At 63.2% G+C, this 12956-nt stretch carries 10 protein-coding genes; all 10 read right to left on the minus strand.

Annotation, left to right across the window (positions count from 1 at the left end):
• Positions 1-16 precede the first annotated feature (16 nt).
• The 10 genes from iadA to B5E42_RS13585 all read right to left on the minus strand — a co-directional run bounded on the left by iadA (position 17) and on the right by B5E42_RS13585 (position 12895).
• On the minus strand, positions 17-1150 hold the full coding sequence (iadA, locus tag B5E42_RS13540) for a beta-aspartyl-peptidase (protein WP_087240547.1): 1134 nt from the start codon (positions 1148-1150) through the stop codon (positions 17-19).
• Between the two features lie 27 nt (positions 1151-1177).
• Entirely contained in the window at positions 1178-2620 is a 1443-nt protein-coding gene (locus B5E42_RS13545; RefSeq protein WP_087240549.1) for an efflux RND transporter periplasmic adaptor subunit, read from the minus strand.
• A gap of 16 nt (positions 2621-2636) precedes the next feature.
• Positions 2637-4949, minus strand: coding sequence for an FtsX-like permease family protein (locus B5E42_RS13550; RefSeq protein WP_087240551.1), 2313 nt, complete (start codon positions 4947-4949; stop codon positions 2637-2639).
• Between the two features lies 1 nt (position 4950).
• On the minus strand, positions 4951-5652 hold the full coding sequence (locus B5E42_RS13555; RefSeq protein WP_087240553.1) for an ABC transporter ATP-binding protein: 702 nt from the start codon (positions 5650-5652) through the stop codon (positions 4951-4953).
• 284 nt (positions 5653-5936) lie between these two features.
• The gene (locus tag B5E42_RS13560) at positions 5937-7430 is read right to left on the minus strand and encodes a recombinase family protein (protein WP_087240555.1); all 1494 of its coding nucleotides are present in this window, start codon (positions 7428-7430) and stop codon (positions 5937-5939) included.
• A 58-nt stretch (positions 7431-7488) separates the two neighbouring features.
• The gene (locus tag B5E42_RS19900; protein ID WP_255397033.1) at positions 7489-7620 is read right to left on the minus strand and encodes a hypothetical protein; all 132 of its coding nucleotides are present in this window, start codon (positions 7618-7620) and stop codon (positions 7489-7491) included.
• Between the two features lie 221 nt (positions 7621-7841).
• On the minus strand, positions 7842-10502 hold the full coding sequence (locus tag B5E42_RS13570; RefSeq protein WP_087240560.1) for an ABC transporter permease: 2661 nt from the start codon (positions 10500-10502) through the stop codon (positions 7842-7844).
• A 5-nt stretch (positions 10503-10507) separates the two neighbouring features.
• Entirely contained in the window at positions 10508-11179 is a 672-nt protein-coding gene (locus B5E42_RS13575; protein WP_087240562.1) for an ABC transporter ATP-binding protein, read from the minus strand.
• A gap of 104 nt (positions 11180-11283) precedes the next feature.
• Complete coding sequence (locus B5E42_RS13580) at positions 11284-12213, minus strand: HAMP domain-containing sensor histidine kinase (RefSeq protein ID WP_087240564.1); 930 nt, start codon at positions 12211-12213, stop codon at positions 11284-11286.
• Between the two features lies 1 nt (position 12214).
• Positions 12215-12895, minus strand: coding sequence for a response regulator transcription factor (locus tag B5E42_RS13585; protein ID WP_087240566.1), 681 nt, complete (start codon positions 12893-12895; stop codon positions 12215-12217).
• Positions 12896-12956: the final 61 nt, after the last annotated feature.

Below are 12956 nucleotides of genomic sequence, written 5' to 3' on the forward strand. Positions count from 1 at the left end.
TTGGCATCTGGCGCTGTTATGAGAGATAGGGCAGCTTGACAGGGACGCCGCCCGCCACCATGGGAACCCCCCGGGCCAGGACGGTATGGACATTCCAGTCCCGATCCAGCAGCAGCACATCCCCGTCCGCCCCCACGGTGAGGCGGCCCTTCCGGGAGAGGTACAGCCCGTCGGCCACGTTTCGGGTGGCAAGGCAGACGGCGGTCTCCAGGGGGACGTGGTGCTCCGTCACCAGGCAGCGGAGGACAGGGAGGAGGGTGCGCATGCTCCCCACGCCCATTCCCACCACGGCGCGCCGATCCTCTGACCAGCGGGGCATGCTGCCCCCGGCGTCGGAGCTGATGGTGATCCGCTCCGGCGGCGCCTCCTCCAGGGTGCGGAGCACCGGAAGGGCGCATTTCTCCGGCTCCTCACCGGCGGTGAAGTCCACCATGCCGCCCTGCCGGGCAAATGCCGCGGCCTCCTTCTGCCAGCGGCCCATGTGGGTGGGGCGGAAGTGCCAGATGGGCAGATCCGTGGCCTCCAGCAGGTCATAGACAGGCCCCAGGCCCCGCTTCCCGGCGCCCATGTGGATGTGAACCACCCCGGGCTTGCCGGCAGTCAGGGCCCCCAGGCGTACCTGGCTGGCCATGTGAATGAGCTGCTCCAGGGAGGGGTGGCCGCTCCTGTGGTCGGACAGGGCCACCTTGACCCCCAGGATCTCCGAAATAAAGGCCACGTCGTCCTTGAGGGAGCCGGTGACCGTGGGAGACGGCACGTCATAGGCGCCGGTGAGGCAGTAGGCGGTGATGCCCTCCTCGTTCAGCGCCTTGGTTCGGGCCAGCAGGTTTTTCGGACTTCTCGTGGCGCTGTCGGTGCCCAGCACGCCCACCGCCGTGGTGACCCCGGCGGTGGTGAAGTCGGTGAGGGAGAGCTCGGGCACCCGGCTGCGGAAGCCGCACTCTCCGCCGCCGCCGGTGAAGTGGACGTGCTGATCCACCAGACCGGGCAGGGCGGTAAGCCCGCTGCCGTCCACCACCTCCACATCGGGCAGGGCGGGAGACAGGTTCTTTCCCACGGCGGCCACGATGCCGCCGCACAGGAACAGATCACAGACGCCCTTTGGCTCCGGATCAAACAGATTGACAGATTTCAGCAGGATGGGTTGCATGGGAAGCCTCCTTCTCAGGAATGTTTATCAGGACGGGAGAATCACCTGGTCGTCGGGGGAGAGCCCGGAGATGATCTCGGTGTACCCGCCGCCGGTGAGGCCTGTCTCCACCTCCACGGTCACCGGCTGGCCGTCCCGCAGCACCTGGACGGTGCCGCCGCTCACCGCAGAGGAGGGAACCGCCATGCAGCCCTCGCTGCGGCCCGTGAAGATCTCCACGGTGACGTTCATGCCGCTCTGGAGGGCCTGGGTGTCCGTCAGGCTGATCTCCACAGTGTACTCCGTCACACCGCCGGAGGTGATGCCGGTCTCGTCCTTCCGGCTCACGGTGCCGTCATAGACCAGCTCCTCGCCCTGGTCGGTGGTGAAGGTGACCCGGGCCGACTGGCCCACGCCCACCTCGTTGATGTACAGCTCGTCGATGTCCGTGTGGACGCACAGATCCTCCGGCTGGGCCAGGGTGGCCAGGGGAGTGGCGGCGGAGGCGAAGTCGCCGGTCTTGAAGGTGCGCGTCAGCACGGTGCCGTCCACCGGCGCCGTCACCGTGTAGTCGGACAGGCTGTCCTCCAGCTGGGTCAGGCTGACCCGGGCCGACTCCACCGACAGGGCGGCGTTGGTCACCGCGTTGGTCAGGCTGGCGTTTTCAATGGTCATTACCGTCTGGCCGGCGGTGACGGCGGTGCCCGCCTGGATGGGGAGGGAGGCCACCTGGCCGGACTGGGTGGCGTAGATGGACTGCTCCGTGGCGTTTGCCACAGTGCCCGACTCCATGCAGGCCGCCCCGCCCACCGACGCCATGGCGGTGTCTCCGCTGCTCACCGCGCCCGGGTTGGCAAAGGAGAGCTCCACATACACCCCCTGCCGGCCGCCGGACAGGGTGGTGGGCGTGTCGTATACCCGGGTCACCGTGCCGCTGACGGTTCCGGCCTTGCCGGGAAAGCTGATCACCGCGGCGCTGCCCGCGGCAAAGGCCGCCGCGTCGTCCGCCGCAAAGGGCACCGTCAGGGTCAGGCTCCCGCTGTCCACCAGGGCGGCGATGGCGGTGCCGGTATTCACGTAGTCGCCCACGTGGACATAGACCTCGGTGACAGTTCCGGAGGCGTAGGCTGTCACGGTCAGATCATCACAGGCGGCCGCCGCCTGGCTGTAGGACGCCTGGGCGCTGGACAGGGAGAGCTGCGCCTGGGTGATCTGATCCTCCAGCTCACCGGAGTCGATGACATAGAGCACCTGTCCCGCCGTCACCGTATCCCCCTCCTCCACGGAGCAGGAGAGGATTTTCCCGCTGACCGTCGGGATGACGGAGTACTCCTCATGATAGCCTACCGTGCCGGTGGCTTCCACCGTGCGCTCCACCACCGCGTCGGTCTCCGGCGCCACGGTGTTGTAGGAGTCCTGCCCGCCGGAGCAGCCTGCCAGCAGAGCGGTCAGCCCGGCCAGGGCCGCCGCCCCCCATCTGCGTACCTTCATCTCTGACACCTCCAGGTTATTCCACGCTCTTGAGAGCGCCCAGCATATCAATATCCCGCATCTTCCGCCCGATCACCACATTCACCGCCAGCGCGAACAGAAGGGTTATTGCGCCGGAAAGCAGCAGGGAGACGGGCCGCGTGGCCTCCACCAGATCCATGGTGGTGATGGCCTGAAGGATCATCCGGTTGAGGGCGACACCCAGAGGGATGCCCAGGATGATCCCGCAGACGGCGAAGATGATGTTCTCGCTGAGCTGGAGCGTTTTGATCTCCTTATCGTGAAAGCCCAGCACCATCAGGGTGGCCAGGCTGCGGATCTGCTCAAAGAAGCTCATGATGCCAAGGTTGTAGATGACGATGCAGGCCAGGCCGCCGCCGAACAGGATCAGGATGTAGACCACCATGGACATGCTGTTCATCTGATCCACCGCCGCCTGGGTGGCCACCTCACGGGTCTGCCAGGCATCCACAAAGTCATAGTCCGCCAGCCGGGCTGCCAGGGCGTCGGGATCTTCCGCCGTCACATAGGCCGCCGTCGGGGTGTAGGCCAGGCCCAGGCTCCGCCACAGGCTGCGGCTGATGTAGACTCCGCTGACGCTCCGGTTGAGCTCCGCCACCTTCACCGGGTAGTAGGCGCTGCTGCCGGTAAAGCGGAGCGTCACTGTGTCGCCGGCCTCCACGCCCAGCTCCTCCGCCAGGCCCTCCTCCAGCACCACCCCGTCCGCCGGCAGGCTCAGGACACCCTCGGCATAGGGGTCATACCGCTTGAGGGAGAGCTGATCTTCCGCCACGGTGATGGTGGCGGTGGCCTGCCGGCTGTCGGTGTAGAGCCACCCGGCGGTGGTCATCTCCAGCTCCGCCCCGGTGACCCCCACGTCCTGGGTGATCCGGCGGTACTGCCCCTCGGTTACGGAGGTGCTGAAATCCACCATGAGATCGTAGCGGTTCTGCCCCTCAGACAGGGCGGCGGAGTAGTGGTCGATGGAGTCCCGCAGGGCAAAGGCCAGAAAGACCAGTGCCATACAGAAGGCGATGCCGAAGATGCAGGTAAACATGCGCACCTTGTTGCGGAAGGTGTTGCGGATGATGTACTTCTGGTTGAAGCCCAGGCGGCGCCACAGGAGAGGAAACCGCTCCAGCAGGACGGCCTTGGTGCTCTTGGGGGGCTTGGGGCGCATGCACTGGGCGGGAGTCTCCTTCAGCAGCGAGCGGGCCACCAGCCAGGCGCTGCCGATGCAGCACAGGGCGGTGAGGCCCAGGGCCTGTCCCCAGGCGGCATAGTCGTGCACCACCGTGTAGGGGGGCAGGTCGCACCCCATGGCCACGGTATTGACAATGAGGGCGCACACATACCGGCCCGACCAGGCGCCGATGGGGAAGCCCACCGCCACCACCAGGATGGCGTGGAGCAGGTAGTAGAACAGGATGGTGCTGTCAGCGTAGCCCAGGGCCTTGAAGGTGCCGATGTCCGGGCGAGCGTTCTCAATCAGGCGGTTCATGGTACTCACCATCATCAGCACCGCGCACAGGAAGAAGAGCACCGGGAAAATGCTCAGGATAGGGGCCAGGTTATCCCGCATCTCCATCAGGTAGGAGGCAACGGTGTTGTCCTCCAGGGCCAGCACATTGATCACCCGGTCTCCCAGGGCATCATCCACGGCCGCCCGGAATTGGGCGCTGGAGACGCTGCCGTCGGTGGTGACGCAGATCTGGTTGTAGCGGTTGGCCCCCATAAAATCGGAGAGGAGCTCCTCTGTGCCGTAGGCGAAGGCGTACCGGGAGAGATCCGGAGCCGGATTGGTGGCGTTGACCAGGTACATGCACTCGGGATCCTTGATCAGCCCGCAGATATACAGCCGCAGCTGCCGCCCGGTTCCGGTGACGGTGAGCTCGTACCAGTCCCCCACCTGGAGGCCCCGGGCCTGGGCCAGCTGATCGCTGACCGCGATCTCCCGTCCGCTGTCCGGCAGGGTGCCCGCCACCACATAGGGAGTGTTGATGGCGTAGTCCTCCGGCACGGCGTAGAGCTGGAGGGTGACGTCGCTGTCGTACCGCTCCTCCGCGTCCAGCACGATGCGGGGCTGCACCCCGGTGACGCCGGGCAGCTCCGCCAGGGTGCGGCAGTCACCGGCGTCCAGGCTGGTTCCGGTCAGCCAGTAATCCGCCGTGTTCTGCCCCTCCAGGTATTGTTCAGAGATGCGATCCAGGTTAAAGAGAATACCGCTCAGGGCGGTATAGACCATGACGGCGATCAGGGTGATGATACTCACCGAGATCAGGCGGGAGGCGGTGCGCCGCAGATCCCGCACAAAGTTTTTCCAGATCATGCTACCACTCCAGTTCCTGCACCGGCACCGGGTGGGGATTCTCCGTGAAGGACTCGATCTTACCGTTTTTCATGCGGATCAGGATGTCCGCCGTGGGGGCCAGCGCCCCGTTGTGGGTAACCACAATCACGGTTTTTCTGCTCTGCCGGCACAGATCGTACAGCAGGGCCAGGATGGCTTTGCCGGTCTGGTAGTCCAGAGCGCCGGTGGGCTCGTCGCACAGGAGCACGTCCGGGTTCTTGGCCAGGGCACGGGCGATGGCGCCCCGCTGCTGCTCGCCGCCGGAACACTGGGCGGGGAAGTTGTTCAGCCGGTCGCCCAGCCCCACCATATTCAAGACCTCTCTGGCGTCCAGGGGGTTCTTGCAGATCTGGCTGGCCAGCTCCACATTCTCCAGCACCGTCAGGTTGGGCATCAGGTTGTAGAACTGGAACACAAAGCCGATGCTCTCCCGGCGGTAGTCGGTGAGCTGCCGCTTGTTGAATTTGGAGATCTCCTTGTCGTTGACCCGCACCAGGCCGGAGGTGGGGGAGTCCATGCCGCCCAGGATGTTGAGCACCGTGGACTTGCCGGCGCCGCTGGCGCCCAGGATGATGGTGTATTTGCCCTCCGGAATGGTGAAGCTGATATCGTCCACCGCCCGGATGGTGGTCTTGCCCATGATATATTCCCGCACCACATGCTCCAGCTGTACACCCGCCATATGCGTCCACTCCGTTTACTCTGTGGTTTCTCTGCAAGTCCGGCCAATACTGTGTTTACTTCTTTTATCATAGCGCCAAGCGCGGCAAAACGCAAGCCCGGGATTGCTTGGAATCCCGAAGCAATTCCGCCGGGAACAGGAACCGCGCCCCGTGCCGGACGGCACGGGGCGCGGTTCCTGCTATTTGTCAAAGGCCGGGTTGGTAAAGTAGACATTTTTCTGATCCATCTTCTCCTTGGCCAGGCGCACCGCTTCGCCGAAGCGTACAAGAGGAAGGGGAGGGGTCAGATCCTCCACTCAATCTGAACCTTGTCGCTGGTGGCGTAAATCACCTTGATGAGTTGGTCTACGGTCTGCCGCTTGTCCTCGAAGCTCAGCTCCTCCCAGCGCGTCAGATGGCCTGTGATCTCCTGGCAGTCCACCTCCTTCCGCAGGCTCCGCTCAGAGATCTCCTTTGCCAGTTCCCGCTTTCTGCCATCCAGCTCGCCCACCCGTTCACTGATATAGCGGTACATCACATCATCTGCCCGTGCCAGCCGTTCCAACAGGGCGTCGATCTCCTGTTCCAGCCGGGCCAGCTCCAGCTTCCTCGCGGTCAGCTCCGAATCTGCGGCAGGGCCGTTCCGGCGGCGGAGCCGCTGGAACATGGCCATCTTTTTCTTCATCTCATCGTAAATCAGATTCTCAAAATCATCGGTGTAGATTGTGCCGGGCCCTGGGCAGGCCTTGGTGTCCATCCGGTGGGAGCAGAGCAGATAGCGGGCCTTCGAGTTGGCATAGTGCTTTTCCACCAGGGCGTACCCGCAGATTCCACACTTCACTTTTCCCGCCAGCCAAGTGTTTTTTGCCTTTTGATAGGGCCGCACCTGTTTGGCATTGAGGCACTTCAGACGGCACTTGAGCCAGGTATCCGCCGGGACAATCCCCTCATGGGGGGCCAGGACCAGGTGGTTGCCCTCCAGATTCATCTGCTTGCGCCCTGAGCCCTCTTTTCCCTTGTAGTAGTAGCAGCCGTTGGTGCCAATGAAATCGGAAGGGTCATTCGCGATGATGGCTCCTTGGTTTTGGTAGAACTGATAGACTGACAGATCCGCCCGGACGTAGATGGGGCTGCGCAGGATGTCCGCCATCCTGGTGCGCACCCACGGTTTCCCGTTTTGGGTGATACCGTGCTCCTGGAAGGTTCGGATCAGGTCGCCGTAGGAGCACTCCGGTTTGGAATAGAGCTCATACATCAGCCGGACAACCTCGGCCTCCTCCGGTACGATCTCATACATGGAGGTCTTGACGCCGCCGATCACGGCGGGCACCAGGCAATACCCATAGGGAACCCGGCCACCCATATAGAAGCTCTTTTGGCTGCGGGAAAAGTAGGCGTCTGCTACCCGCTTCTGGATGGTCTCCCGTTCCAGCTGGGCGAACACAATGCAGATGTTGAGCATGGCGCGGCCCATGGGGGAGGAGGTGTCGAACTTCTCTGTGGTGGAGACGAACTCCACTTGGTATTTTCCAAAAGTCTCCATCATGGTGGAGAAGTCCAGGATGGAGCGACTGATCCGATCCAGCTTATAGACGATCACCTTCTGGATGAGGCCGGCCGCCATGTCCGACATCATCTCCTGAAAGCCGGGACGCTCCGTATTTTTTCCACTGTATCCGCGGTCGATGTAGGTTTTGTACGCCTCACCCCTTGTTTCATATTTGCAGAATTCAATCTGGCTCTCAATGGAGATGCTGTCTGCCCGGTCTACTGACTGCCTGGCATAAATAGCGTCCATAGATTCACTCTCTTTCTACATCGTTCAATGGATAGAAAAAGAGCTGCTGACAGGCACATCATACCCCAGCGGCTCTCAAATAGCTATCCTCATATTTGATAAAAATGTCGAACAGGCCGCACTCAATCGCCCTGTATTGCTCGGCGCGCTCCTGCTCACTTAACTGTGGTGTTTTATTTTCGATGGTCACGGTCTGGTTCCGCATGGAAGCGGTATGGATCTCACTGGTATACGTGACTGACCGAAGCAGAATGATTATCCCCTCCAATCCGCATCCCTGTCATACTATATTCTGCAGTAGGGATGTCCTATGACGGGCAAAAGGGAAGGGGAGCGCCCGGGACGGTTTCCCGGGTGCTCCCCTCGGAGGTTTTACTTGATTGTCAACCAGAATCCATCGTGGCTTGCCGCTTACTCCTGTCGCAGCCGTTCCACGATGGTGGAACGTGCGATGGCGCGGTACACCGCCAGGGGCACCAGGATACCCAGGAGGGCAAACACCGGAACTACGATCAGGAAGGGGGACAGAGTCAGGCGGTAGGTGAAGAACCAGAACAGGCTCCCCACCGCCGTGAAGGCCACCGGCCCCAGAACCAGGGTCAGCACCAGGGAGATCACCGCCGCCCCCAGGGCATAGAACAGTCCCTCACAGACCAGCATGGTTTTCAGCTGTTTTCCGGTCATGCCGATGGACTGGAGTACGGCGAACTCCCGCTTCCGGGCGATGATGCCGGTGAGGATAGCGTTGAAGAAGTTCAGCACCCCCACCAGCCCCACGATGAAGCTCAGCGCCCCGCCGCACAGCTGGAACATGGAGCGCATACCCTCGAACTCCGCAGCGTAGAGGGCCTTGCTCTCGTAATCGAACTGGGGGTTCACGTTCTCCGTGTAGTTCCGCAGGAATTCCTCCATGGCGTCATTGGCCTCGTCAGCGGTGTCAAAGGCGTAGTACATCACGTCCGACGTGCCGCTGTCCTGGATGAAGGTCTGGTCGTTCAGGATGAACTCGTCCGCCCCGTAGTAGCGGTAGCTGAAGGCGGAGGGCACCGACACCAGGGCGGCCACCTCATATTCCACGTCCCGGTACTTCACCGGCTGCTCCACCCAGTTTGCCCCGGCGGGCACATCCTCCATGCTGAAATAGGCGATGCCGGTGTCCGGATCCACATACTCTGTCTCCTCCACATAGCGGACGGTGACGGTGTCCCCCAGCCGGGCCCAGTTGGAGTCCAGATCCGCATTGCCGGTCTCGTCGGCGCTGTACACGGCGGCCACGTACCGCCCACCGTCCTCCCGGAGCTTGTCCAGATCCCCCTCCAGCACGGTCAGGTGATCCAGAGCGAAGTCACTCATGCCGGAGAGCTGGATTCGGTCGGCCAGCAGGCCCTCCTCGTTTCGGCCGGTCAGGCGGATCAGGTTGTCCATCTGCTCCGGGGTGTAGAAACGCTCTTTATTCTGCCGGAACCAGTCCTCGGTGACATACTCCAGGGCCCCGAACGTCTGGCCGTAGATCACGCCGCTGTCTGTGATGCCGCCCTGAGCGCTGATATCGTCCATGACGGACTGGGGCACGGCCATGTCGGTGGTGAAATCCAGGACGCTGTTCTGGAACTTCCCGGCGTCCGCCACGATGAAGTCGCTGGCGGTGAAGTTGGACACATACTTATCCATGTCGAAGCCGTTGGTGAAGTTCACCGTCACCGTCAGCAGCACCACCGCCAGGGAAAGGGAGGTGACAGTGACGGCGGTCTTACTCCGGCTGCGGCCCAGGTTGGCCCAGGCCATGGACAGGAGGGACACGCCTTTGCGGCCCTTTTTCTGCTTGCGCTTGATGCCGCCGCCCTCGGTGTACCGCACCGCCTCGATGGGAGAGACCTTGGCGGCCACCCGCCCGGGCTTCCGGCAGGAGAGGAGCACCGTCACCAGGGAGAACAGCGCCGCCCCCAGGAAGATCACCGGGCTCACGGAGGTCGTGGGCACGATTCCGTCCAGCTGGGACACGATGGCCGGCGTGATCTGGCCGCCGATGAACCAGCCCACGATTAGCCCCAGAGGGATGCCCGCCAGGGACAGCGTCAGCGCCTGCTGGCGGATGATCCGCCGCAGCTGCCGGGGGGTGGTGCCGATGGTTTTCAGCAGGCCGTAGAACCGGATGTCGTTGGTGACGGAGATCTGGAACACGTTGTAGATGATGAGATACCCGGTGAAGATGATGAGCAGCAGCATGGCGGCGATGGCGATGACCACGATGGGATCCAGGTTGTCGCTGAGCTGGGCGCCGGTGTAGCCCCAGTTGATACCGATGTCGATGTAGTTGGCCCCGGCGGTCTCGTTCTGGTAGCCGTGGTCGGCCAGGATCTGGTTCAGATCCCGCTCAATGTGCCGGGAGCCGCTCTTCAGCATCACGTCCAGGTTCCAGGTGCCGGTCATGCCGTTGGTGGAGCTGGCGGGATCCACGCCCACCTCGGCCAGGACAGCGTCCACCCGGCTCTCCGGGATCAGGACGTGGCTGGCCGCGATGGCCTCGTCCCGCTCCCACCAGCCGGAGAGGGTGAAGGTCTGGGTGGTGGTGTGGCCGTCCACATCGAAGGTGAGGGTGAATTTCGCGCCGATCTCCGGCTCAATACCCAGCAGTTCCAGCACCGCCGTGTCGGTGGCGGCCTGGTCGGTGCCCTCCTGGGGCAGGGAGCCCTCCACCGGGTCGCAGAAGGCCCAGTGGGCGTAGTTGCCGTCGGCGTAGCTCACCTCAATGTGGGACTTGTTGAATGGCGCCTGGGTGGGCATACCCAGGAAGCGCCGCAGGCCCCACTGGCCGATGCGGGGGTCGTCCCGCAGTTCCTCAAACTGCTCCTCCGTCAGGTACTTGAAGCCGCCGTGGGAGAAGCCGCCTACCTGCCGGAAGTTGGACTGCTGGAACCCGTCGTTGATGGACATGGCGATGGTAAAGAGGGATGTGAACAGCACCGTAGTCAGGGCGATGGCCAGCACGGCGATGAGATTGCGGGTTTTGGATGCCTTCATGGTTCGCCAGCCCATGCGGCGGATCACCGCTCCATTGGAAACCTTCAGCATGGCGCTCACCCTCTCACCACGATACGGCCGTCCTCAATGCGGACGATCCGGTCGGCCATCTGCGCGATCTCCTCATTGTGGGTGATCATCACAATGGTCTGGCCGAACTTCTGGCCGGTGACCTTCAGCAGACTCATCACGTCCTGGCTGGTTCTGCTGTCCAGGTTGCCGGTAGGCTCGTCCGCCAGGAGAATGGCCGGCTTGGCCGCCAGGGCCCGGGCGATGGCCACCCGCTGCTGCTGGCCTCCGGACAGGTTGTTGGGCAGATTCTGGAGCTTGCGCCCCAGCCCCAGGGTTTCGATGATCCGGTTGAGATAGTCCTGATCCGGCTGCCGGCCGTCCAGCTGGATGGGCAGGACGATGTTCTCGTATACGTTCAGCACCGGCACCAGGTTGTAGTTCTGGAACACAAAGCCGATCTTCCGTCGGCGGAAGATGGTCAGCTCCTCGTCCTTCAGGGCGGAGAGCTCCCGTCCGTCCACCGTGACGGTGCCGCCGGTGGGGCGATCCAGGCCGCCCAGCATGTGGAGCAGGGTGGACTTGCCGGAGCCGGATGTGCCTACCACCGCCACGAATTCGCCCTTCTCCACCGTCAGGTTCACCCCGTCCAGGGCCCGAACCTCCGTCTCGCCGGAGCCGTAGAACTTACGCACCTCTCTGGTCTCTAAGATGCTCATTGCAGTTCCTCCCGGAAAAAAGTGTGTATCGCTTTTCAGCGATACACACTTTAGCAGATCAATCTTACCACATTCTTTCCGAAATCTAACACTTTGGAAAGATTTCAGCCGACAGCCGGGGGCTCCTCCCGGGGGAGAAACAGGGAGAAGGTGCTCCCGGCCCCCGGGCGGCTGGACACCCTGAGATATCCGCCCTCCCGCTGGGCGATCTGGCGGCTGAGGTAGAGGCCGATGCCCACGCCCTCCTGACCCCTGGCGGCGGGGGAGCGGTAGAAGCGGCCAAAAATCCGGGGCTGCTCGTCCTCCGGGATTCCGGGGCCGGTGTCGGTGACGTCGATGCGGCAAAACAGCTCGTAGCCCACGGCCCGGAGTGTCACCCGGCCACCGGCAGGGGTATATTTGACGGCATTGTCCACCAGATTGTAGAGGGCCTCCGCCGTCCACTTCTCGTCAAACCTGGCGGTGAGCTCCGTCGGCTCCACCGTCAAGGAGATCCCCTTGTCAGTTGCCCCGGGCGCGGCCTGGGTGGCAGTGCGTTCCAGCAGGGGAGAGATGTCCTGGAGCCTGGGGGACAGGGTGAGCACGCCGGTCTCCAGCCGGGAGGTCTTGACCAGCGCATCGATGAGGAAGCGCAGCTTGGACACCTGCTCGCTCAGCGCGGCCACACAGGTACGGCACTCTTGGGGCAACTCCTGCTCCGCCAGCAGCTGGCTGTAGAGCTGGAGGTTGGCGATGGGGGTTTTGGTCTGATGGGAGATGTCCCCGATCAGGGCTTTGATGGCGGCCTGTTCCTGCTCCAGCCGGCCGGAGGTCATAGAGGAGGCGGACAGATAGTGGGCCATACGGGTTTCCAGGGCGGAGAGGCGGGATTCGTCAAAGCGGGTCTCCCGGAACTGTCCCCGGGCGGCGTCGTCCAGCATCTGCTCCAGGGTGTCCAGGGTGCGCCGCGTCCGCCACAGGGAGAACAGAGCCAGCCCCACGGCGGCCACCAGGGCCAGAAGCAATCCGGCCACAATCCAAGCATCCCAATTCATATCAATCCACCGCCCAGGTGTAGCCCAATCCGTACACCGTTTTGATATAGCGGGGGCGGGAGGGTGTGTCCTCCAGCTTGTCCCGCAGCCGCTTCACCGTGACGGAGAGGGCGTTTTCATCCACGTACTCCGCCCCATCCGTCCAGATACGGTCTACCAGCGCCGCCCGGGTGAGGGTCTGCCCCCGGTTCTCCACCAGCAGCCGCAGGAGCTGCTGTTCCCGTTTGCTCAGCTCCACGGGTACGCCCTCCTTCGAAAAGCTCATCCGGCCAAAGTCAAAGATATAGCCGCCCAGCTCCAGCCGCTCCGGCTGGGCTGTGCCGCCCCGGCGCAGTTGGGTGTTCACCCTGGCCCGGAGCACTGCCAGGGAGAAAGGCTTGGTAATGTAGTCGTCGGCCCCCAGCTCCAGCCCGGCGACGATGTCCACCTCCAGATCGTTGGCGGTGAGCAGGATCACCGGCACGGAATCGCCCCGCTGCCGGAGCTGTTTCAGCAGCTCGAGGCCGCTTCCGTCCGGCAGATTGACATCCAGAATCAGGAGGGAGAATCGCTCCCGGGACAGGATTTCCTCCGCCTCTGCCAGCGTTCCCGCCCGGAACACAGCCCGCTCCGACCCCTCCAGGGCCATGGTGATCCCCCGGCCCAGCGCCTCGTCATCCTCCAGAAGAAAAATCCGCTCCATTCCGCTGCCTCCTTTGCCGTTTCCCGATCATCATAGCACATCACGGCGCATTTCGGTAGCA

The sequence above is a fragment of the Flavonifractor sp. An10 genome, from assembly GCF_002161215.1.
Taxonomy (GTDB): domain Bacteria; phylum Bacillota; class Clostridia; order Oscillospirales; family Oscillospiraceae; genus Flavonifractor; species Flavonifractor avistercoris.

Excerpts from the sequence above, each read along its gene's own strand:
- iadA (WP_087240547.1), bottom strand. The coding sequence starts at position 1,150 with ATGCAACCCATCCTGCTGAAATCTGTCAATCTGTTTGATCCGGAGCCA.
- B5E42_RS13545 (WP_087240549.1), bottom strand. The coding sequence starts at position 2,620 with ATGAAGGTACGCAGATGGGGGGCGGCGGCCCTGGCCGGGCTGACCGCT.
- B5E42_RS13550 (WP_087240551.1), bottom strand. The coding sequence starts at position 4,949 with ATGATCTGGAAAAACTTTGTGCGGGATCTGCGGCGCACCGCCTCCCGC.
- B5E42_RS13555 (WP_087240553.1), bottom strand. The coding sequence starts at position 5,652 with ATGGCGGGTGTACAGCTGGAGCATGTGGTGCGGGAATATATCATGGGC.
- B5E42_RS13560 (WP_087240555.1), bottom strand. The coding sequence starts at position 7,430 with ATGGACGCTATTTATGCCAGGCAGTCAGTAGACCGGGCAGACAGCATC.
- B5E42_RS13570 (WP_087240560.1), bottom strand. The coding sequence starts at position 10,502 with ATGCTGAAGGTTTCCAATGGAGCGGTGATCCGCCGCATGGGCTGGCGA.
- B5E42_RS13575 (WP_087240562.1), bottom strand. The coding sequence starts at position 11,179 with ATGAGCATCTTAGAGACCAGAGAGGTGCGTAAGTTCTACGGCTCCGGC.
- B5E42_RS13580 (WP_087240564.1), bottom strand. The coding sequence starts at position 12,213 with ATGAATTGGGATGCTTGGATTGTGGCCGGATTGCTTCTGGCCCTGGTG.
- B5E42_RS13585 (WP_087240566.1), bottom strand. The coding sequence starts at position 12,895 with ATGGAGCGGATTTTTCTTCTGGAGGATGACGAGGCGCTGGGCCGGGGG.